Genomic DNA, 22863 nt, shown 5'->3' with positions numbered 1-22863 from the left:
CTTAACGCGATTTTATCGCATCAGTACTAATGTCAGTACAGTCTTCCACACCTTTGATTGTCAGTTTATTTATAGGTGTACCTTCATCATCACGCTCCACACGCTTCTCATAGAGAGCTAAATCAGACTGTGCCTCCTTGATTTTATCCGTATGGAAGGACACGGAGCTGTCAATCTCTGCCAACTTGCCCGTTGCGGCATCACGCTCACGGAGGAAGTTCTTGCGCTCGGATTCCAAGGTGGCAATCTTCTTATCCAATCTTGCTTTCACTAAAAGGTCGGTATTGCCAGAAAGCACTGCTACGTATTCTGAGAAGTTCATACCGCTGTCCTCATCCATCGAACCCTCATCAATGGTACGACTACCGAGCGTATTGGTCTTCAACTGATTGATAAACAATTGCTTGTTATGCAGCAGATTGAACTTGTAGCTGTCCAGTGACCGCTCTACGGCATAGATAATCACATCGACCTTGTTATTCGCAAATTCCTTGGCGACAAGATTTCCCTTGCGCACGGCTCGTCCGTTGCGTTGCTCTAAGTCTGATGGTCGCCAGGGCGTGTCCAAATGATGAACCGCAACGGCACGCTGCTGGGCATTTACACCAGTACCCAACATAGAGGTAGAACCGAAGATAATGCGGATATCCCCACGGTTCATAGCATCTACCATCGCCTTCTTTGCCTTCTCGTTCTTGCACTCCTGAATGAAGCGTATCTCGTAGGACGGGATGTGATAGTCTTCTACCAGCTTACGCTTGATTTCCGAATAGACATTAAAGTCTTCACCGGGCTTATAAGTACCTAAATCAGAGAAAACGAACTGCGTCCCTTTCTGTGTATCGTACTTTTGGTAATAGTCATTGAGCATCTTGGCACAATGGCTTGCCTTGTTGTCGATATGGTCTGAGTAAACATTTTCATCAATCATGCGTAAATCAAGGCTCATCTTGCGGGCGTAGTCGGTTGCAATAAGCATCTTTGCCTTTTCCTCGCTCTCACTCAGAGGTGCTCGTCCCAAAAGCGTGGCATCGCCACTCTTGGCAAACTCCATCAGCTTGCCGATAAAAACTTCCTGCTCGGGTGTAGGCGGTATGTTATGCAGTATCTCGTTCTTCTCCGGACGGTCAATACCGATGTCCTTGGCAGTACGAAAATCGCAAATCTCCGCATAGAAGGCGGCTAGTTCCGGCACCTTAATGAAGGTCCTAAACCGCTCTTTCTGAATGATGTCGTTTGTGATGGAGAACTCGTAGTCGGTAGATTTCTTGGCAAAGACTGCAGCCCATGCATCGAAGCTATTGATACCTTGCTTTTCCAAAGCCTGTGGACGGAGGTATTTGAAGAGCAGATACAGTTCCGTCAGACTATTGGAAATGGTCGTTCCTGAAAGGAAAGTGGCTCCCAAATCCTTGCCGGACCGTTCTTGTATGGTACGAATAGCAAAGAGCATGTTTAAGGCACGTTGTGAGCCATCGGGATTGCCCAAGCCCGACACACGGTCGTGGCGGGTATTGAACATCAGGTTCTTGAATTGGTGGCTTTCATCTACAAAGAGGTGGTCGATACCCATCATCTTGAAATCCACAGCATCGTCCTTGCGCTCGGCAATGCTGTCCTGTATGTTCTGTAACTTGGCTTCAAGGGTCTGCTTGCGCTTCTCCAGTCCTTTGAGCATACCACGGGAAATCTCTGCACCCTGCATGCGAAGCACTTCAAGGTTCTCTTCCACGGAGTCCAGTTCCTTCTGCATAATCGCTTCCTGTATCTCCAAGGCCTGCGGTATCATGCCGAACTGTTCGTGTGTGAGGATGATACAGTCCCAGTCGTTGTTCTTGATGTCGTTGAAGATACGTTGGCGGTTCTGTTTATTAAAATCGTTCTTGCCCGGATAGAGCACCTTGGCATTGGGATACGCCTTGTGGAACGTGTCGGCAATATCGAAAACGTTTGCCTTTAGTCCGATAATCATCGGCTTGTTTGAGAGTCCCAATCGTTTCATCTCGTAGGCTGCCGTACACATAATGAGCGTCTTGCCTGCTCCCACCTCGTGGTCGCAGATGCCGCCACCGTTGGTCTTGAGCATCCATACGGCATCCTTCTGGCTCTTGTAAAGATCATCAATACCCAATCGTTTGAGGTCAAGGTCGGGAAAGGTCTGATGCGTACCGTCAAAGTTGGGTCGCACAAAACAATTGAAAAGGCGGTTGTAACGGTCGGATAACTGCTGTTTGAACGTGTCTGGTGTGCGTCCGAGCCAATCAACAAAGCCCTGCCTGATTTCCTCAATCTTGGCATTTGCCATCTGGATGGCATGTCCGTCCCTTACTTTGATGGTCTTGGTCTCTCCCGTAACCTTGTCCGTCACCTCCTTGCTCTTGTTGATGTCGGGAATGGTATTGTGTAGGGCATGCTTTAAGAGATTGATGCCGTCATAGCGGCGGAACTCTCCCTGTACGGCATACTTATGCCAGATATTGGCATTCTTATGGTCACATACAATGCTGTATTCGTCCATATTGGAATGATAGGACACGCTAATGTCCGTCCCGAAGAACTCCGAAGCGAACCTGCCATAGACCTTGGCAGGTATCCAGCGTTCACCGAGATTGAAGTCGAGGTCTGCAAAGGGAATGGGTGTTGGCGTGGCTGCACGCAGGGCGGCAAGGCTCTGTTTGGCTTCCTCATGGTCCGGATGATCCAAGAGCCATGACTCGATACGCTCCGCCTTCTCTATTACATTGCCCGAAATGAACTTGTCCGCAACCTCGTAGGCATTCTCTTCGGGATTGAAATAGATACGACCTTCCAAGGAAGAAATAATGTCGTTTTCTTCCATATCAGGTAAAAGCGAACTCATGTAGTTAAGTTCCACCGTGCCGTACTTGTTGAGCGATGCCCCCAAAGCTTCCATCGGGTCTACGGCAACGGTCAGTTCCGTAGTAGAAAATGCCGTAGGATGGTCAAAGATGTCCGCCTTGATGTACCTGCCGTTCTCGGAGCGTTCCAAGAAGAGCATTTCCACGCCTGTAGCATCCATCTTGATGATGTCGGTGTTCGCTTTCTGGTTAAAGTAGCCCCAGCGTGCAACATAGTCATCATACAGGTGATTGAGCCTGCTGCGGTCTTCCCTGTCCTCTGCATGGTTCTCTGCCTCGTAGTCATAAAGACGATGATAACAGTCCCGTATCTCGATATAGGCTTTGAGACGGGAAAGCTGGGCATACGGCAAGTCCATCGGGTTAAAGGTTGGATGTCGCTTTAAGTCAGAAAGAAAGCCTACCTGCCCTTTCTGCACGACAATGGAGCCGTCTCTCAGGTGAGAGTCTGGCGAAGAGAGAAAAGGGCGTGGTGAAGTGTCAAACTCTTTTCTGACTTCTGCTATCGGCTGCGGCTTGCGCTCCTCGGCTTCGCTCATGAAGTCGAAAAGGGATGGCTCACGTGAAGAGGAAGAAGCCGCTTTCCTGCTGCCACGGGTACGCCGTTGAGGAATGGTCGCTGCCTTTTGTATCTTGGACTCCGATGGTTTCTGGGGAGCAGTTTGAGTTATAGGACGGTGCACCTGTGAAGTTCCTGAATTATCCTTGATTTCATGGTTCACACGGGTAACTTCTCTTGTCCAAAGACTGTATTCCTCCGGGGCAAATAGTGACAGCTGCTCCGGTTGTCCGATGTCTTCCATGTTATTGTCCACCACCGGATGATGATCATCGTCAAAGAATATTGTCTGTCCGTTCATCTCTCTTGGGGCTTCAATATCCGTACGGATTTCTTGTGGTTCCTGCTCGTATTGATGATGAAGTGTCAAGGCGGGTACGCCTTCGGGTGCAGGTTCTATAGTTATAGAAGGCTGTCCTGATACTGATTGTTGTGGGGCGGACTCCGATGATGGTGGTTGCAATGGAGTGGTCTCTCCATTGGAAATGGTATTTTCTTTTGCCTGTACCTTGGTAATGGTAAAATCGTCTGGTTCTATGACTTGCCCGACATTAATTCCTGTTTCAGTTTCTAATTCCTCGTTGGACGTTTCGATTTTAGAAATACCGTTCACAGTCTCCTTTACGGTGTCTTCTGTCTTTGTTACCGCTTCTTCCTTGATTTCCTCTGCCACCACTTCTTCTTTGGTATATTGTCCCCTGACTATTTCTTCCAGTTCGGCTATCTCGTGCAATTTATTAGGAGAGAAGTACAGGTCACGTTCAATGCCCAGTCCTCTTACTTTTACGCCTTCCATCTCATCGAGGGATATATTGCCAAGCTCCCAACCATAACCCAGCGTGACAGCACCGAAACCAATGCGACTCTTAGGATCATATTCCAGAAGGTAGGCTGTGTATGCTCCCATAGGGAAGAAATAGCGTGCATAGGCAACCTTATCGCCAATGAGTTCCTTTTCCGTGCTGTAAAGTTTAGGCAGTTGCTTTCTGATACTGTCGGGCATGAGGTTATAGGCATCGTTTATTCCCTTGTCTTCAGTCTTTGTCTTCTCTGTTTCTTCTTCTTGACTTATGGTGATACCCAACTTGCGAAGCTGTTTCTCTGCTTCTGCCTCTCGCTCTACCTCTGTCATCGCCATACCGGTCTCATATAGTTTACGGTCGATACGTTGTCCCATTTCAAGGGAGAGTTGTGTCCGGAGGCTTTCTGCCATTTCCTCAATCCCTCCCGTGAACCGATACTCCCATGCAGGTCTTCCATAAGGGTCTGTACCCATTATGCGCTCTGTGGCAATGGTGCGATGAGATATGTCTTTCCAATCTCCTACAAAAAGAGAGTTGTGCTTGAAGACGACCGAAGAACCTTCTTCCTTAGGAACGGAAACGGTTTCTACGAACTGCTGTTCAATTCCTTCGCCGATTTCTTTACCCGTCTGCTTCTGTAGGACAATGAGGTCACTGCCTACGTCCGTTCCTGCATTGTCTGAAAACATACCCGATGGTAGTCGGAGAGCGGAGATAAGGCGGCTGTTTTGCATGAGGTAACGGCGTATGGCTTCATTGCGGGGACTGTCTAATACGCCCTGTGAGGTGATGAATGCCAAAATTCCACCTTCCTTGATGCAGTCCAGACCTTTCACGAAGAAGTAATTGTGGATGGCACGTGTGGACTCACGTTTAAGAGTGTCCTTACCTTTGCTGTATTCTCGGTCATAGACCATGAAATCTCCAAAAGGAATGTTACTTGTAATAAGGTCGTATTTATCTTTGTTTTCTATCTCCCCAATAGCTTCAAAAGGCTCGTTTCTAACGAATATGTTACCTTTGCCATAGGGGTGCAGGGCTTGGCTGATACGGGCAGTGAGCAGGTCCTTTTCCATTGCATATACAACTCCCGCTTGCCTTGCAAAGGTTTCAGCAAATGCTCCCATGCCAGCCGAAGGATCTAAACATCGACGTATGGGTACATTTACAGAAGTGAGAGCATCGGCAATGGCGGTGACGATACGGGTATCAGTATAGAAGGAGGTTAGCACGCTTGCCTTGATGCTCTCCCAATACCGCTTGGCAGTGTTGGCATCTAAGGCTTCACGATAAATCATCTGCTTGAGCTGCTGGGTAGGTTCAAAGAGATTCTGCTCTGACTTGCTCCAATAGCGGATGTCATCGGGGTTATCTGTGCGGTTGAGTACACATTTCAAGCCACCGAAGCCCTGATAGTCCCGTAAGATACTTTTCTCAGCTTCGGTGGCTTCGCGGCGTTCTTTCTCCAGGCGCAAGACTACACGGATAGCCTCCGTGTTGGCTTGAAGGACTTCTTTCTTATTGTATGCCATAGTGTTTTCTTTTATAAGTGGAGGTGAAAAGGTCGGGAGGTAATACTGGTATCTCCCGACCTATATCTGTTCCTCGTTGTTTCTGCCAGGATTATCTCCCTCTTTGTTTTCCTTTTTTGTTCTCAAACTCAAAGGAAGTGGTGTAATCTTCGCCCAGAACCATTCGGGCATTGAATTTCTTTCCTGCCTTGCTGGTCAGCCCTTTAAGGATAGGCGTACGACCGGAACTTATCAAGTCGTGGATATTATCTTCAGAGAGAAGTATGCCGCAGACTTCACGAAACACGTGAAAACCACAGGTTTCATGTCTGCACTTGGCTACCTTGGCATAGATGCCGACACTCTGTTGTCCGCATTTTGGGCAGCGGTAAACAGGATAGGACTTTTGTTCGGGAGTAAGTGAAAGGAGTTCCTCACAGATGGTACTTACATAAGAGTTGATGCCTTGTGAGAACTTATCAGATGGCATCTTTCCTGCTTCAATAGCGGCAAGGGCAAGTTCCCAACTGCCTGTCATCTCTGCATTGGCGATCTTTTTGTCCTTGACAATCTCATAGACAGCTAGGCCTTTTTCTGTCGGTATGATGGATTTCTTGTCTCTTCGGATATAATCACGGAGAATAAGCGTCTCGATGATGTTGGCACGGGTGGCAGGTGTTCCGATGCCGCACTCTGCCATTGCTTTCTTACTTTCAGCATCTTCGACCTCTTTTCCAGCGTTTTCCATAGCAGAAAGCAGTGTCGCTTCTGTGTAGAGAGGTTTAGGTTTGGTCTTATGTTCGGTGATGTCCGCATTGACAAGTGATAGGACTTCACCTTCTGTCAAGTTCGGCAATGAAGACAAAATCTGTTCATCGCTATCCTCTTTCTTTTCAGCTTCTACTTCTTTACCTTTCTGTACGGCTTTCCATCCCAAGGAAATCTGCCTACACGCTTTCCAAGTAAAAATGTTGGTACCGTCAGTAAACCGCACCTGCATACGCTCTTCCTCTGAATTGGGGGAAAAGGCTTCGACAAAGCGATTGACTACCATTTGATAGATAGTTGTTTCATCTGCCGACAATCCTAATGGTGTTTCACCTGTCGGTATGATGGCGTGGTGGTCAGTTATCTTTGTGTTATCCACCGAATGGCGGTTAAGCGGAGTCGGAAGTGTTTCTCCTATCTTGCGGAGCAGGGCGGATACCTCCTCGAAGACATCCTCGCTGATGTATCGGCTGCCTGTTCGGGGGTAGGTCGTGATTTTCTTCTCATAGAGACTTTGGGCTATCGAGAGGGTTTTGTCTGCAGAAAAGCCGTGGCGTCTGTTGGCTTCCTTCTGCAAGGCAGTAAGGTCGTACAAGAGTGGTGGCGCGGTATGCGTTACCTTTCTTGTGACCGTTTCTACCGTAAGCTGGCTCTGACTGCGAAGTGCAGCGAGAGCAGTCTGTGCCGATGCTTCACTCTCATAATCTTTACAGCCAATGGCTTTCAGCGACAAATCCTCTTTTTCTGTGAGAACGGAGAGTTTCCAATAAGGTACGGAAGAAAAATCACGGTTCTCTATGTACCGACGGCAGACCATAGCCAATGTTGGGGTCTGTACCCGCCCCAAGGAATAACCTCCCTTGCGGGCGATAGACAATGCACGGCTTGCATTGATGCCCACCAGCCAGTCGGCTTCGCTTCTTGCCTTGGCAGAATAATAGAGATTATCGTAACTGTTGCCCGGTTTGAGATTAGAAAGCCCCTCACGGATAGCCTTGTCTGTGAGTGAACTTATCCAAAGGCGGTCGAAAGGCTTGTGGCAATTGAGATAGGAATAGATGTATCTGAAGATAAGCTCACCCTCCCGGCCTGCATCGGTGGCAACGATGATACGGTCAGCCTTGTCAAAACATGAGCGTATCACCTTGAGCTGTTTTAGTGCTGCTGGATCGGATATATACTCCTTGTCCTTACGTACTTGTCGTACCACTAACTGAAAGGGATTGGGACGGATGGGCAAGTCCTCACGCTTATAAGTGGAAAAACCGTAGGCTTCGGGCATGGCAAGGGCGATGAGGTGTCCCATTGCCCAAGTGACGAGATACCCACTTCCTTCTAAATATCCGTCCTGCTTGCTCGTTGCCCTAACAATGCGGACTATATCTCTGGCTACCGAGGGTTTCTCGGCAATAATACAAGTTGTCATAGTCGATAATAGAATTAAGGGTTACATCTTACGTCCACGGGACTTCTTTTGTTTCTTCTCGTCCTGCTTTTGCTTCTGCTCAGCAGTAGGTTGAGTCTGTCCAGTTTTCAAGGGCTCTTTCACGTTCTTGGTGGCTTCATTCGTCTTGCCGTGGTTATTCACGGCTACCTGTGTTTTGTGTTCTTCCGCCACAGCTACGACCTTTTCCTTGCCGGTTTCCTGCTTCTTGTCAGGATTCCACTTGTAAAAACGTGGGCGGTTCTGTTCCTTGTCCATGCGAACGTATGCGTTGAAAGGTTGCCCTTGTTTATCCACCATATTCTTTAGATATAGTGTACGACCGCTATCCAAGGCTTCACGCTGTTTTTCTGATAACTCTAAGCCGCAAAGCTTATGTGGGACACCTTGCTGTTGTTTATGTTGTTGCCGCTCTTTCAAGCCTTGCTTATTGTCGAAGATAAACTCAATGCCTTTTCGCTCGGCATTGACTTGCAAAGTTGCATCAAAGGTCTTACCACTCTTGGCAGTCATACCTTCCACCTTCACAGCCTTACCTTCTACAAGGTCTTTATACTGTGCATCGGAAAGGGTAATACCTTTGATTTCCTTGGGGATATTCACACGGTCAGCACGCAGGGCTATAATTTCATTGGTCTGCGGATCGATAGAGACGTAAGCAGAGAAAGGCTCAGCGTTCTTGGGAGTTACTTCGATAGTTTTACCGAGATTGCCCGTAGTGAGGAGTTGCTCCTTTTCTTCGGGAGAGAACTTGTAACCCATATAGGGAAAGTCAAGCTGTGGTTCTTTTCTCAAAGGATGAATTGCCAAACCGACATTGCCGCTATCGTCCGTGCGGAACGCAAGGCGTGCTTCAGTATAGATGATGGTGTCGCCGATAGGAACAGTAATTGTGATGAGATTGCTCTTCTGCCAATTGAGCATCTTTTCTAATTCTCCACTCTGCTCCAATCTCTCACGGGTAAGTCCGAGATTATCGAGTTGCTTCCAATCAATCTTCGACTCATCGATGGCAGTAGCATTCTTCTGCTGGGGCAGATAGTCCTCAAAAGGAATGCCCATCTCAGCCAGCTGCTGATTGCTTTCGGGCTTCTCGCGGTTTTGCAGCATGGTACGCAGGTTGTCCACGCCCTGTTCCACATTGTCTGCCAATACCTTGTATAATCCGAAGTGAGTCGGGTTATTAAACTGTTTGAGGAAGTTGGTCATGAAGTTCTTCAGAAGTCCGTCCTTGTTGTTGAACTTCAGGAATGCTGCTTGATTGGCAGCGATTGCCTCGGTGGTTTTAAGGTTGCCCTTGTCGTCAATACCAGAAACTACGGAGAGTTTTCCTGCTTCCTTTTCGTTCTTTACCTCCGTGCGGTCTTCCAATACCAGCACATAATTGTCATTGTTATTTGATTCCATTGCTTGATAATTTTAATGATGAATACTGTTATCAAGCTGCTAAATTATAGGTATATAAAAAGAAATAAAAGTTTTTGGGAAAAGCAGGAAATAAAGGGAGATTACAGGAAATAGTCGTTTGTGCGTTGTAAGATCTTACTTACAGGAATTCTAAAATGCCGCTTTGCTAAGTAAGATATAGTTGCTATAATAAGAAAATCCCCAATTATCACGCTGGATAAGTGGGGAATCTCTTTGAACTGTATGGTTTAATCCAAACACTTTTTTATGATTTCATCGCTGATGCCGTTTTCTTTCATTCTTTCAGCAACGGCTTGCTTATAATTATTTGTTTCATGGCAGTGGAATACCATGTGTCCAAGTTCCTCCAGGGCTTTTTCTATACGTTTTCTGCCTTGCTCCGTATTCAAGTCAATATCGGCAAACTTTGAACGGTCGCGATGGAGATTGAGATAATATATACCACCTATAATCAATGCCGATATCGCTGATATGTCAATATCTTTGAATTTCTCTTCATAGGAATTGGCAAGAGGTAATGTGTGCATTTCCCTGAGCATAGCTGTACGAACCGTGGTTTCATTTCCTTCTGCTATTTCCCAACGCAGTAATTCCAACATTACGGATTTGTCCTGAAGTGACTTATGTACATCCTTGAAAATACCGATATAGCCCAATTCTGAATCTGTCGGAAATTGAACACCGGTGAGGACATCCTTAAACCAATAGTCATACCTCTTAACGAATTCATCATAAAATTCGCTAAGATTGTCATATCTGTTATAGAAAACAAGCGGCTCTATTCTGGCTTTTTTAATGAGTTCTGTCACCAACATTGATGCAAAGCCTTTTCTCTTGATCAGACTTTCTGCTGCCTTGATAATGTCTGCCTGTATATCGACGTTTGTCCTTCTGTATCTTTTGGGTTTATTTTCTTCTTCTGCCATCTAAAAAGGTGTTGATTTTCTAATTTCCACAAGAGCGGTCACCAATTGCTCCAACTGTACTATTTCGTGTGAAGCCAACACACTGACTCTAAGCCGTGCTTCCTTGGTTCTTACCGCAGGATATGTGATACCGCTTACAAAGATACATCTTTTTTGTAATTCACGTGCTATTTCATATACTTTTCTATTGTCCCTGACCATAATAGGGAATATTGCTGATACCGAACAACCTATATCAAAGCCTTCCTCTGTCAGTCGTTTGCGCAGATAATTGACATTAGCCCACAACTTCTTGCGAATCTCTGGTTGTGTCTGTATGAGTTCCAGTGCCTTTAGTGAAGATGCTGCAACCTGTGGAGTCATCGCTGCGGAAAAGACATTGCTGTCGGCATAATATCTCAAATATTGAATTAGTTTTGTTGATGCAGCAACAAAACCACCGACACATCCGAAAGACTTACTGAAAGTTCCTGTAATAATATCTACTTGTCCCAAGCAATTATAATAGTCAGCTGTTCCTCTGCCGTTTTCTCCCATAACACCAATGCCGTGAGCATCATCCATCATAAGAAGACAATTGTGTTTCTTGCAGACAGCAATATACTCCGGAAGTTTTGATAAATCTCCATTTTGAGAATAGACCCCATCAATGATGACCAATCGAGTCTGATATTTTCCCGTTTCCCGTTCAAGGATCATGTCAAGATAGTCAATGTCATTGTGTCCTATATGTTTTACATTGGTTCCAATTAAACCACTCGTGGCACTGGTATGTATATACGAATCGATGTAGGCTATGTCATTTTTTCCCAATATAGCACGAAGCAGACCTGCGTTGGCACCAAAGCCAGATGAAAAAAGGATGGCTTCTTCTTGTCCTACAAACTTCGCTATGCCTTGTTCCAACTGCTGATGGATGTCTAAATAGCCACCGATGGCTTGAGCGGCACTTGCCCCTGTACCATATTTCAGGACGGCATTTATGCCAGCTTCCTTGGTTTCAGCACTTTGCGACATGCCTAAATAATCGTTGGAAATGTATGCTGAAACTTCACCGTTATAGCCCTCGATTTGCATCTTGGCTCCAACTCCAGTTTTTGCCATAACCCAATAGCTCTTGCAGCCGAATTGCTCCATTTGGTCTATGTAGCTTTGGAAATTTTGGCTCCGTTCGATTATATTCTCATTTGGAGTAATCTCGAAATCTTTTAATGAAATAATCTTTTTATTCATATAAACAATGTATAGATAGTAAATATAGCTACAAATGTAGCGAAAATACTGAGGAGTTGCAGATTTTTTGAAAAAAAACTTGTTTTTCTTGTTATAAACAATATAGATTTGTATATTTGCATCGTTAAGATTATAATTAGTATAATTATAGAACAGACCTTACTGTACAAAGGGAAGCAATGCCAGAAGCTATAAGAAGGCAGATCCAAACCGAACTGAAATAATTAAAGGAGCGGTAACTGAAAAGCTACACGAGTAGGTGAAAATAAAATAACAAAAGATGAATAAAGAAATTATTGAAAATTTGCTACTTTCAGAGTTGGAAGAAGTAAAAGGAGGTCAAGCATATAGAGATTGTCATTGCAGCAGTGGTGCAGGAAAAGTCGTAATAATTGAGGTTCCTATTGAATCTGATACCGATGACTCTGATGGTACTGTTTACTGCTAAACAACGGGGGAGGATTAATGCTCTATTGGAAAAAATTCTACTTGAGACTTGATGCTCCAACGGCAATGAACAAAGTCATGCCATTACTTGAAATATTGTTTTGGCATGACTTCTTAACCCCAACCATTATAAAATGCAACTTCTGATAGTGCTCATTTCAATTTTAGCATAGATTATTAATTACCTAATTTTGTACGAAATGAAATACATTGTTTTAAATAGAGCATATTCGTTGAGAAGTGAGGCAACCTGCTCATACATCGTAAGAAAGAATATGTTTGTTAATTCAAACATGAGTAATTATCAGACAATATATACAATTCCTCCATTTCTCGGATATGTCATAACCAATATTGGAAAAAAGAAATACGAACAATCTATTGCTGCAATAGGAAAAGCTCTCGATATTAATACCACTGCTCTACAAAGTTTCATATTTCAAATTGTAGAGCAACCGAGTAAGTCTGTACCTTTTATGGGGGAGATGTTAGTCTTTCCTGAACAGCTATTAATATTATCAAATCAAAAAGATGATACTCAATATTTTACTGTAACAGACTTTTCTCCGATGAATTCATATGTACAATGTAGGCCACAAACACCATTGGAAATGAATTTCATGGTAACAGAGAAATGCAATACAAATTGTATCTACTGCTATGCTAAACGAAACATAAGAAGAGAAATGTCAACTTCTGAGATTGCTAATATTTTTAGGAAATTGTCGTATTCTGGCATAATAAACCTGACTTTAACAGGAGGAGATATTTTTGCAAGAAAGGATTGGTATGATATTATATCTTTATCTCAGTATGCAGGCTTTGGGTATTTGATTTCAACTAAGTCGATATTGGAGGAAGCTGATATAGTTAAGTTGAAACAATTAGGCATTCCCCAAGTACAGTTTTCTTTAGACTCTATATCTCCAAAAGTACTAAAGAAGATTATAAAGGTCGGCAGCGAATATGTTGAGAAACTGAAAGTTATGTTTGAAATGTGTACCAAGCATAACTTAAACATTTCTTTAAGAACAGTCCTTTGCAAACAGAATTCAAACATCAAGGATATAAGGGGTCTGTGCGACTTTGTTAATATGCTATGTTGATATAATGAAAGTGCACAAGCACCCTGATTTTCCAGATCCTAAATGTCCACAATCACAACAGATGTGTAATTATATTTTATAGTAAGTTATTATGCAAGTGATTACAAAATTAATTTTAAAGAGCAATATAAGTTCTAAAATATTCTTGATTACAGTGATTATGCTGGTTGTAAGTAATTCTATTGCAGCACAGGGCATAATTACTGGCCGTGTATTAGATGAGCACATGCAACCAATACACTTTGCTAATGTTGTATTGCTTAATCATATTGACTCTACGTTCATTCAAGGAACCATAACACAGGATGATGGGAGTTTCACCATCCGGACAGAACAGCACACTGGGATATTAAAAGTTTCAAGTATAGGGTATGCCATAATATTTATGGATGTGCAGCAAGGAGATATGGGAAATATTCGTATGCATCCCGAAATACAAACGCTTGGCACAGTGATAGTGAAAGGGTATCGTCCGCAATTTAAGATGGGCAGTGATGGGATGATTATTAATGTTCAACATTCACTCCTTAAACAAGCTGGCACAGCAGACGATATATTGTCCCAACTTCCATTAATTACAGGCAATAATGGTAACTTCACTGTATTTGGAAAGGGCAGACCTCTTATCTATATCAACAACCGTAAGATTTATAATACGCAGGAATTATCTCAATTAAAATCTTCTGATATCAAGGAAGTGACCATTATCACTAATCCTGGTGTACAATATGGCAGTTCTGCACAATCTGTAATTCTGATAAAAACAATAAAACAAGAAGGTGAAGGATTGAGTCTCTCATCTTACAGCTTTGCCAACATATCACGTAAATTTAGTGCGGTAGAGACAATTGATTTTAAATATAAGCATAACCAGTTTGAACTATTCAGTAATTTCAGAATTCATTCATTGCACAATAAGCAATATTTTGAATTTGAACAAACGATGCAGGGCAATCACTTCATACGCGAGACAGGGAGAGATACTATTTTTAATAATGGTGATAAGCAGGTGCGAGGCCAGTTGGGATTAAATTATAATATTGGTAAAGATCATTCGTTTGGTATAGCTTATTCCATCACCAAATCGTTGCATGATGTAGTAAATTCTACTTCAGCAATTGATATATCCCTTGATAACACATCAGAGGAGCTGCTACGAATGAAGAATTATCATACCTCCTATCATTCTCCTGACCACGAAATAGACGCATATTATATGGGAAAGATAGGAAAGTTAGATATAAACTTTAACAATACTTATATCCGTAATAGGCTGGTACAAAATGATTCCAAAGAAGAAAATAGCAACACATCTGGAGCACGTGTAATAGATGTCGATAATATAACAATCAATAAGATGCTAGCCAGCAAAGTCATCTTTACTTATCCTATAATGAAAGGTAAATTGAGTTTTGGTTCAGAGTACACTGATGCACAAAGTAAAGGCACCAATACCAATGCGCAACAGATATTTAGTAATACCGATACAAAAATCAAAGAACAGAATTTGGCTAGTTTTGCAGAGTACATCTTACCTTTGAGCAACTTTCAAGTTCGTGCTGGACTTAGGTACGAACATGTTGTTTCTGACTATTATTCTAAAGGCGTGTGGCAGCAAGAATCTAGTCGTAGATATTCAGAATGGTTTCCGAATTTCTCCTTATCGTGGAATAAAAATAAATGGCAAGCACAGTTAAGTTATTCAACAAAAACGTCAAGACCTTCTTACCGCTCTCTTTCTAGTTGGATGCAATATGATAACCGTTATGAGTATCAGGGCGGTAATCCCTTATTACAGCCAGCTAAAATAAGAACTTTAGAGTTGACTGCTACTAAAAGCTGGATCATGTTTATGATTGGTTATAAAAATACAAAGAATCAAGTAGCTTACGTAATGCACCCTTATGAGGATGATATTTTTATTAAAACTTATGATAATATTGACCGTATACAAAGTTTATATGCCTCATTGACAGCATCACCAAAGTTCGGATTTTATCAGCCAATGTATGAAGTAAGGGTATCGAAGCAGTTCCTTGATGATGAGGCTTATGGTAAGGAGCAATCTTTGAACCATCCATTACTTTTTATTCGGATGAATAATCGTTTTTTAATTCAATCCGACTTCACTGTTAGTGTTAATTTCTCTTATACCTCACAATATGCAAGTACAGTTAGTATTTATAAAGCGGGAGGGGCACTTGATGTGAGCGTCTATAAAAGCTTCTTCAAAAATAAGCTGATATGCTATTTTTGGGGAAGAGACTTGCTACAAACTCAGAAAAGGCGGTATACAATGTATGGCATTAATAGTGCCTTTACAACAAGACAAGATATGGATACTCGTAGCTTTAGTATTGGCATTCGTTATAACTTTAATACAACCCGCAGCAAGTTCAAGGGAACGGGTACTGGTAATGAGGAGAAAACACGATTACAATGAGGCGATTACCTTTTTTAGACAATCAGATTCTATGATGTGTGGTACCACTTGCTTACAGATGATATGTAAATATTACGGTAAGAACTTTAGCCAAGCTTTCGGGTCAGTCCTAAAACCCAAGCTTTCTTGTCTAGCATATGTTATGCAACTACAGAAGGTATTTCTATGTTGGGAATAAAAGAAGCTGCTGAGAAATTTGGCATTAAAACTATAGGACTTTAATGGAAACATAAGAATACTTCTTTCGCCTGTAGGTAATAAGAATACAACGTAAAGTGTGATGTTTGATAGCGATGGAGCAAGTAGTAAGGAAATAAAAGAGGGTGTTTCAAAATAGACTAAAGATATAAATATAAAATTATAAGGAAATTATCAAAATGTTACAAAAAATGAAGCATATTTTTATGATACTCCTGTTTCTGATGTTTTCTAAAGGAGTATACTCTCAAGTGAGTGTAAGAGGAAACATTATTGATGAAAACGACAAGGAAGTAATTGGATGTTCAGTCAGAATTCTGTCGACAGATTCGACATTCTTGTCTGGCGGCGTAACCAATGATGTGGGTGAATTTCATATTAAAAGTATTCAATCGAATAACTTTATCGTTCATCTGTCATATATAGGCTATGAAGACCAATATATTACCTGTAATAATGCATCGGATGATGTTGATATGGGAAAGATTAAACTGATGGTATTGCCAAAGACTTTAGGAGAGGTAAAAGTTGTTGGTAGTAATAAAATTCAGAAAATAGACAGACAGATACTTATTCCTAGTAGTCTGCAACGGAAGGCATCCAGTAATGGCCTTTTGTTACTACAGAATTTAAGTCTTCCACGCATTGAAATCAATTCTATTAACAATAGCATAGAGATGACTACAGGAGGGACAGTTGAATTACAAATTAATGGAGTAAAGGCAAAACTTCCTGAGGTGAAATCTCTAAGACCAGACGATATAGCAAAGGTGGAATACCATGATAATCCGGGATTGCGTTATGGAAATGTGGGAGCTGTCATTAATATTATTCTGAAACGGAGGAACTCAGGTGGAAATTTCTCAGTCGATTTAACCAATGGCATAAATAAAATTGGAACAGGAGATTATAATGTTTCCGCTAATTATCATTTTGGAAGTTCGTCTTTCAAGTTTATATCTAATTGGGAACGCAGAGATTTGAAATGGATACGTGAAAATGTTGAAACCTTTAATGGAACTGCAACTCCACTATACAATGTGGAAACAGGCTTGCCTACAAAGGTAAAGTATGACAGGATGAATTTCCTATTAGGTTATGACTATAATAAAAATAACCATCTACTCAGTATTAACTATAGACTGTCATATATGGATATGCCTTATTCCATATCAGACAGAGAATCCGAACTTACAAGTGCTGGACAGGAATATAAAATATCCGATCATGAAAAGTCGAGGGAAAATATACCTTCATTAGATATTTATTACCAGACAGAATTGGCTAAAGGAAAGAATCTGTTTATTGATGTGGTAGGAACCTATATAAAAACTAAGAATAATAGGCATTTTGTTCAGAGAGGAGTAAATTCTGTTGAGGAATATGCATCGCAGACAAAAGGTGATAAATATTCGCTCATCGCTGAGGCTATTTATGAGCAAAAGATTAAAAATTCCATGTTATCACTTGGCATAAAACATAATCAGGCCTTCGTTTCCAATAATTATGGTGGAACCATCAATGCGAATATAAGCATGCGAACAGCTGAGACCTATGGGTATGTGGAATTTATGTCTGAGGTAGGGAAATTGGTATACACCATGGGTAGTGGTGTAATGAGAACATATAACAGTCAGGGAGATGTAAGCCAGAGTAAAATTATTTTTCGGCCAACACTTAAATTGTCATACAATCTGACCAAGAATTTACTTGTTAGATACACTGGCTATATTTCAGGTTATTCTCCATCATTATCAGATATGAATGATGTGAGTCAGAATATAGATAATTATCAAGTTAGACGAGGAAATCCTAATCTTAAGACGGTAAAATTCGTTTCTAATGATTTGACTATCAACTGGAAGTACAAATGGTTGGATTTGGATTATCTTATCAGATACAGCTTTGATGACAAGCCATTGATGGAGACGACATTGTTCGAGAATAATAAGTATATACGTACAATGGAAAATCAGAGGGGTTTTCATCGATTGCAGAATAATTTAAATCTGAAGCTGACTCCTTTCGGTGAAAATTTTCAGGTTAATATCAGCACATACTTGAACAGATACATAAGTGAGGGAAATAATTATACCCACACCTATTCTGATTTTGGTGTAAATGGTTCTGTTACCTTTCTGAAAGGGAATTGGTTCCTGATGGCCAGTGCCAGCAAAGGGCATAAAATACTATGGGGAGAGACTTTAACCAAGGAGGAGACTCTACATTCAATATCTGTCGGCTATAATAAGGATAACTGGGGCATACAAGCTCAGGTGTTGAATCCTTTCAGTAGCAAGTATAGTCAGTATGTAGAGAACTGGTCGAAGCTAGCTCCTTACAGGCAGGATGCTTTTTCGCATGACCTGAACAGAATATTCATGCTTGAAGCATATATCAACATAGACTTCGGTAAACACAAGAACAATGTAAACAAACGAATAAATAATAGTGATACCAATTCTGGCATTTTGTCAGGAAGCAAATAGAAGGTATAGCTATGATTGATTAGATATTTAATTTATGCGCATTTTAAATATAAAAATAGAGGTAGCTGAAAATCTATAAAAGATAAATTATTCCTGTAACTATAAAAATAAAATAATATGTTCAAGCACATTTTAATTTTCTCTACAACATTGCTTATTACGTGTAGTTTGATAGGTTGTTCAAAAGATAAAGATGGAACCATCACTGTGTATGGATATGCTAGCGTTAATGGTGTCGCATATAAAGATTATGTGTCTATATATGATGCTTTCCACCCTGATCTTCCAATAAAGCCAACATTGTTCAATGGTGATAGATTAGGTGTTTATAACGATAGTATTTTTATTTTCCAATTTATGTTTAGAAGTATTCAAAGTGAAACACCATTATGGTTGTTTGGAGCTTTTCGTATCCCTCAAGGTGAAGTCTTTCCAAATTTGGATAAATCTTACCAATTATCAAAGAATTTAATGTACGATAAAGACAGAACTATCTTTGAAGATTTCTTGAAATATATACCAGTTTCTGAAAACAACAATGATAGTAGGGGTATCGCTATTATTATAGATTATAATAAGTTGCCATCAGCAACATCTATAGATGGCACTATTATTTTTAAGAAATTTAATAATAGAACTAAAAAGTTAGACGGTGAGATTTATCTCTATTCCAATGATGAATTCCCTATTTCATATAAGTTAGAGGGACATTTTTCTGATGTTTTATCCTATAACAAAGTACAATTACAATGAAAAAAAGTGTTTTTAGAATTATTCCGTTATTTGCTCTTATGTTTTTCTTTACAGCTTGCCATGACGATATTTACTCAGATATAACTAATGGCGGGAATGGTGTAGAGCATAATAGACAGCCTTTGGACAGTATGGATTTATACAATATCCAAATAGACAAGAGTACTATCCTGACTAATCTTATCCGCAATAATAATGGCAGATATTATCTCGACCTTACAGAACAGGATGCAGAAATTTTAGGTATAAAATCAGAGCTTTACAACAACGCTCTTCGAAATGTTGAGCAAATGAATAACAATAAATAATTTTTACAAATATTTACAAATCGGTATGTTCAAGTTGTCATGAACTCTTTATTGACAACAGTATTAGCTTTATCTGTGGCATCATGCTCTAATGATGATGCTATACAAACAGAAACAACTCACAGTGAGAAACATGTTGCGTACGTTGCAACATTGAGTACAGAACAGCAAAAGTTGCTACTATCAACAGGAAATCCTTTTGGTAACGTCCAACAAAAGGATGCATGGACAACAACCATTGCATCTACAATTCCAACACGTTGGGGATTGTTTGACGATCCACGTATTTCAGTTTCTACAAGAGCAATTGGCATATATGGATTTTATCCTGCACAATATTGGACAATGCTTAGAGTGAAGTTCCTTAAGCTCCCTGGGAAGATAAAAGATGGGGCTATTCTTGCTATAGCAGAAATGGAAGAACAGACAAATGTACGTTTCTATAACTCTATAGAGGATCCGGAATACTATGAGCCATATCACATAAAACTTCCAAACATTGCTGTCAGAATGGATTCTGGTAGAGAAGGAAGCGGTAACTACGGCTTAGTAGGTGGTGAACAATATATAAATGTCCCAACAACTCTTGAGAATGCAGACGCAAATGAGATAAAGCGATTCTTCTTGCATGCATTCTGTAATGCTGCAGGAATGTTCAATGAACAACAGCGACCAGATCGTGATAATTACGTGAAAATTGATTTTAACAATGTCAAGGACAATTGCAAGTCGGCTTTTGATAAGATAAAGAGCAACTACACTACTATGGGAATGTTTGATATGTTCTCCATTACCCTTGCATCGTCAAAAGATTTCTCAAAGAATGGATTAAATACTATAACTACAAAAACGGGACTTGGTATTGCTATAAATTATACACTTTCTACACAGGATAAGGCTTTCCTGAATTCTCATTATCTACCTTACATAGCAAGAAAAGACAACTATGTTGAATTAGATGATGTGTATGATCAATCAGGCAGACGCCTAACAGAAGAAGAGCGTTTGCAGCTACAGAACCAAATAAATGCCCAAAGAGGACTTTATGGAGTTCCTCCTGCAAATGGTCGTACAGAGTTGGTAGACTGGTAATTAAAATTTGTCTTTATTTGCAAAACATTTGTTAGTTGTCCTCTATGTGTTACCATATTTGTAAGAGGAAATATGTAGTACACCCCCTAATTATGGTCAGTAATCCACATAACGAAATATCAAAATAGTATTTAATATATGTTAGAGGATTTATCTTTTATTAGATAACATAGCGATGGAGGACAATATTTCTTTCTGTTTATGACAGAGCAAGAGAGTCTTTCTCTCTTTAGCTCACGATGGTTGGCTTCGATAGTCTCTTTGAGGTTATCGGAGCCGACTTCGTTTTGGAAAGGCTTGATTTCGGGAATAGATATAGAGACATTTATCTCTGCTGAAGCCTTTTCGAAATCTGCGCCATTCTTATTTGGGCAGATGATAAAACTGTTCTACAGCATATGATAGGATAGTAAATAATGGCATATACAAAAATGTTCTGTATTTATCAGAACTATAATTCTTTTAATAAATATCTTAACCGAGGCTCATTTTTGATTCGTTCAATCTCAAAATCAACGAGAAAAAGTATATCCTGTTTGATTCTCTTATAATTGGCTTCGATAGCCTCTTTGAGGTTATCAGAGCTGTTTTCGTTTCGGAATATATTGATTACAGGGATGGGCTGGTATGCTTTCATTTCGGCAGAAACTTTGGCACTATCCACAACAATCTCTGCGTGGAAAATCTTCTGCTCAATTCGCTCATCAAAGTTGTCGGACACAGCTCCTACAAACATACCTTGCGTAAGGTTGCTAATCTTACTGGCAGGAATCAAACTGTCCAACTGCGTAGATATGGACGTGGACTTATCATTGCGGTTGATGGTCATAGACTGCCGTTGCTGGAGCACCTTTCCAAACCGCTCAGAAAGCGTCTTAGCCGTTTCTCCTACCACTTGCCCGGAGAACACGTTACCTACAGTGTTCTGTATTACTTTGCTCTCTTTGTCGCCATAATCACGGGTAAGTTGTGAGAAGTCCTGAAAGCCCAAACATACAGCAACTTTATTGCTTCGTGCAGTAGCTATGAGGTTGTCAAGTCCACGAAAGTAGATAGTCGGTAACTCATCGATAATCACAGAGGATTTGAGTTGCTTCTTCTTGTTGATGAGCTTCACGATACGACTGTTATACAGACCAAGTGCTGCTGAATAGATATTCTGGCGGTCGGGATTGTTGCCGACCACGAGTACTTTCGGTTCGTTAGGATTGTTGATGTCGAGCGAGAAATCATCACCCGTCATCACCCAATAGAGAGCAGGGCTTATCATACGAGACAGTGGTATTTTGGCACTGGCTATCTGTCCCTGCAACTGGTCCTGCGCTCCACCCTCCCATGCGTCCATAAAGGGCGAAAGGTAGTTGGCAAGTTCATCGTAGGAAGTGAGTATCGGGAATATCTGTGCGTAGGGGCGGTTCAGGAACTCAATGGCATGAGGAAAGGTGCAATACTTACCGTTCTCATAGATTTTCAGAAACCAAATGATGGCTGCCAGCAAGATAATCGGCGACTCCACGAAGAAATCTCCCTGCTTCTGTATCCACGAGCGGTTAAGGTTGAGCATGATGGTATAGGCACTCTCGTAGGCATCCGATATATCTGTCATAAAGGCAGGATTGATAGGATTGCACCGATGCGACTTTCTCGGATCATCGAAATTTATCACGAAGAACTGCGGTTTTACCTTGTAGGCATCCAAATGATGAAGCAGGTGATTGTAGGCTATCTCCGACAAATCGGGGAACTTATAATCGTAGATATACATCGCAAAGCCTTTCTCAATCTGCTGCTTGATGTAGTTGTTCACAATGGCGTAGGACTTTCCCGAACCCGGTGTACCGAGTACCATCGAGGCGCGGAAGGGATTGACTACGTTAATCCAGCCCTTATTCCATTTCTTCTTATAGTAAAAACGTGTGGGGAGATTGACGGAATACTCATTCTCCATCAATCGTGTTTCCTGCATGAAACTCTCGTTTTCTGTGTTGAATACATCGTCCATCAAGTTATTTTTGAGCAGTCGGCTCATCCATACGCCACCCATCAGCAGGCAGATATAGCCTACGGACAGCGTGAAGATATAGAGCAAAGCTACTCCGATCTTACCGATGGGCAAAGCCAGCAGCCACCAGTTGAGAAAGAAAAAGACGAAGCCTGAGAAAAGTACCGTCCAAATCTTTGGCCAAGTGATTTTCTCCTCTTTCACGCCCTTTGTTCCAAGGCAGGACAAAGCGAGAAATACCACACAAAAGAGTTTTGACCAGAGGATGGATGAAAACAAGCCCGTGGTGCGCTGGAAGTTCATTAGAATTTTATCAATGATGCCAAGCGTAACCCCCCAGACATGAAATGCCTCGTAGCAGAACCAATAACAGTTGATAAGGAGGAATATCACCGATATACCCCGCATAAAGTCCATGACCTTACCTAATGCCCTTAAATCATCTTCTTGTGCCATAATCGTATTGCTTAATAT

The 22863-nt window shown here is 41.4% G+C and carries 13 protein-coding genes and 1 pseudogene; 8 read left to right on the top strand and 6 right to left on the bottom strand.

What is annotated here, in order from left to right:
• Positions 1 to 10 precede the first annotated feature (10 nt).
• The 5 genes and pseudogenes from ADJ77_RS12630 to ADJ77_RS12610 all read right to left on the bottom strand — a co-directional run.
• Positions 11 to 5773, bottom strand: a pseudogene (locus ADJ77_RS12630) (helicase-related protein); the annotation flags it as partial.
• A 91-nt stretch (positions 5774 to 5864) separates the two neighbouring features.
• Positions 5865 to 7946 carry a type IA DNA topoisomerase gene (gene topB / locus ADJ77_RS12625; RefSeq protein WP_025078801.1) on the bottom strand — a complete coding sequence of 694 codons (2082 nt, stop codon included), beginning with the start codon at positions 7944 to 7946 and terminating at the stop codon, positions 5865 to 5867.
• A 21-nt stretch (positions 7947 to 7967) separates the two neighbouring features.
• Positions 7968 to 9371: a DUF4099 domain-containing protein gene (locus ADJ77_RS12620; protein ID WP_025078800.1), complete on the bottom strand. Its 1404-nt coding sequence runs from the start codon at positions 9369 to 9371 to the stop codon at positions 7968 to 7970.
• A gap of 248 nt (positions 9372 to 9619) precedes the next feature.
• On the bottom strand, positions 9620 to 10318 hold the full coding sequence (locus ADJ77_RS12615; RefSeq protein ID WP_025078799.1) for a TetR/AcrR family transcriptional regulator: 699 nt from the start codon (positions 10316 to 10318) through the stop codon (positions 9620 to 9622).
• Positions 10319 to 11551, bottom strand: coding sequence for an aminotransferase class I/II-fold pyridoxal phosphate-dependent enzyme (locus ADJ77_RS12610; RefSeq protein ID WP_025078798.1), 1233 nt, complete (start codon positions 11549 to 11551; stop codon positions 10319 to 10321).
• Positions 11552 to 11831: 280 nt separating this feature from the next.
• Between ADJ77_RS12610 and ADJ77_RS13955 the strand changes: the two genes are divergently transcribed.
• From ADJ77_RS13955 to ADJ77_RS12580, 8 genes are all read left to right on the top strand, one after another.
• Entirely contained in the window at positions 11832 to 11999 is a 168-nt protein-coding gene (locus ADJ77_RS13955) for a hypothetical protein (protein WP_154663409.1), read from the top strand.
• Positions 12000 to 12198: 199 nt separating this feature from the next.
• Positions 12199 to 13104 carry a radical SAM protein gene (locus tag ADJ77_RS14330; protein WP_050696494.1) on the top strand — a complete coding sequence of 302 codons (906 nt, stop codon included), beginning with the start codon at positions 12199 to 12201 and terminating at the stop codon, positions 13102 to 13104.
• 91 nt (positions 13105 to 13195) lie between these two features.
• Positions 13196 to 15547 carry a TonB-dependent receptor domain-containing protein gene (locus tag ADJ77_RS12600; protein WP_050696493.1) on the top strand — a complete coding sequence of 784 codons (2352 nt, stop codon included), beginning with the start codon at positions 13196 to 13198 and terminating at the stop codon, positions 15545 to 15547.
• Positions 15522 to 15725, top strand: coding sequence for a cysteine peptidase family C39 domain-containing protein (locus tag ADJ77_RS14515; RefSeq protein WP_369384485.1), 204 nt, complete (start codon positions 15522 to 15524; stop codon positions 15723 to 15725). The genes ADJ77_RS12600 and ADJ77_RS14515 overlap by 26 nt, the downstream gene beginning before the upstream one ends.
• 226 nt (positions 15726 to 15951) lie before the next feature.
• The gene (locus ADJ77_RS12595) at positions 15952 to 18234 is read left to right on the top strand and encodes an outer membrane beta-barrel protein (RefSeq protein WP_199897364.1); all 2283 of its coding nucleotides are present in this window, start codon (positions 15952 to 15954) and stop codon (positions 18232 to 18234) included.
• 117 nt (positions 18235 to 18351) lie between these two features.
• Positions 18352 to 18987 carry a hypothetical protein gene (locus tag ADJ77_RS12590; RefSeq protein WP_025078793.1) on the top strand — a complete coding sequence of 212 codons (636 nt, stop codon included), beginning with the start codon at positions 18352 to 18354 and terminating at the stop codon, positions 18985 to 18987.
• Complete coding sequence (locus ADJ77_RS12585; RefSeq protein ID WP_025078792.1) at positions 18984 to 19295, top strand: hypothetical protein; 312 nt, start codon at positions 18984 to 18986, stop codon at positions 19293 to 19295. The genes ADJ77_RS12590 and ADJ77_RS12585 overlap by 4 nt, the downstream gene beginning before the upstream one ends.
• A gap of 51 nt (positions 19296 to 19346) precedes the next feature.
• Positions 19347 to 20387 (top strand): M12 family metallopeptidase, encoded by a 1041-nt coding sequence (locus ADJ77_RS12580; protein WP_234398149.1) that lies wholly within the window; start codon positions 19347 to 19349, stop codon positions 20385 to 20387.
• A gap of 451 nt (positions 20388 to 20838) precedes the next feature.
• Here ADJ77_RS12580 and mobC read toward each other — a convergent pair whose 3' ends face one another.
• Positions 20839 to 22845, bottom strand: a complete 2007-nt coding sequence (mobC, locus tag ADJ77_RS12575; RefSeq protein WP_050696492.1) for a conjugal transfer protein MobC — start codon at positions 22843 to 22845, stop codon at positions 20839 to 20841.
• Between the last annotated feature and the right edge of the window lie 18 nt (positions 22846 to 22863).

Origin of the sequence: Prevotella fusca JCM 17724 (assembly GCF_001262015.1) — a bacterium.
GTDB lineage: Bacteria > Bacteroidota > Bacteroidia > Bacteroidales > Bacteroidaceae > Prevotella > Prevotella fusca.
This window is presented reverse-complemented; position numbering and strand designations above follow the sequence as displayed.

Excerpts from the sequence above, each read along its gene's own strand:
- ADJ77_RS12585 (WP_025078792.1), top strand. The coding sequence starts at position 18,984 with ATGAAAAAAAGTGTTTTTAGAATTATTCCGTTATTTGCTCTTATGTTT.
- ADJ77_RS12610 (WP_025078798.1), bottom strand. The coding sequence starts at position 11,551 with ATGAATAAAAAGATTATTTCATTAAAAGATTTCGAGATTACTCCAAAT.
- ADJ77_RS12595 (WP_199897364.1), top strand. The coding sequence starts at position 15,952 with ATGATACTCCTGTTTCTGATGTTTTCTAAAGGAGTATACTCTCAAGTG.
- ADJ77_RS12615 (WP_025078799.1), bottom strand. The coding sequence starts at position 10,318 with ATGGCAGAAGAAGAAAATAAACCCAAAAGATACAGAAGGACAAACGTC.
- ADJ77_RS12620 (WP_025078800.1), bottom strand. The coding sequence starts at position 9,371 with ATGGAATCAAATAACAATGACAATTATGTGCTGGTATTGGAAGACCGC.
- ADJ77_RS12590 (WP_025078793.1), top strand. The coding sequence starts at position 18,352 with ATGTTCAAGCACATTTTAATTTTCTCTACAACATTGCTTATTACGTGT.
- mobC (WP_050696492.1), bottom strand. The coding sequence starts at position 22,845 with ATGGCACAAGAAGATGATTTAAGGGCATTAGGTAAGGTCATGGACTTT.
- ADJ77_RS14515 (WP_369384485.1), top strand. The coding sequence starts at position 15,522 with ATGAGGAGAAAACACGATTACAATGAGGCGATTACCTTTTTTAGACAA.
- ADJ77_RS12600 (WP_050696493.1), top strand. The coding sequence starts at position 13,196 with ATGCAAGTGATTACAAAATTAATTTTAAAGAGCAATATAAGTTCTAAA.
- ADJ77_RS14330 (WP_050696494.1), top strand. The coding sequence starts at position 12,199 with ATGAAATACATTGTTTTAAATAGAGCATATTCGTTGAGAAGTGAGGCA.
- ADJ77_RS13955 (WP_154663409.1), top strand. The coding sequence starts at position 11,832 with ATGAATAAAGAAATTATTGAAAATTTGCTACTTTCAGAGTTGGAAGAA.
- topB (WP_025078801.1), bottom strand. The coding sequence starts at position 7,946 with ATGACAACTTGTATTATTGCCGAGAAACCCTCGGTAGCCAGAGATATA.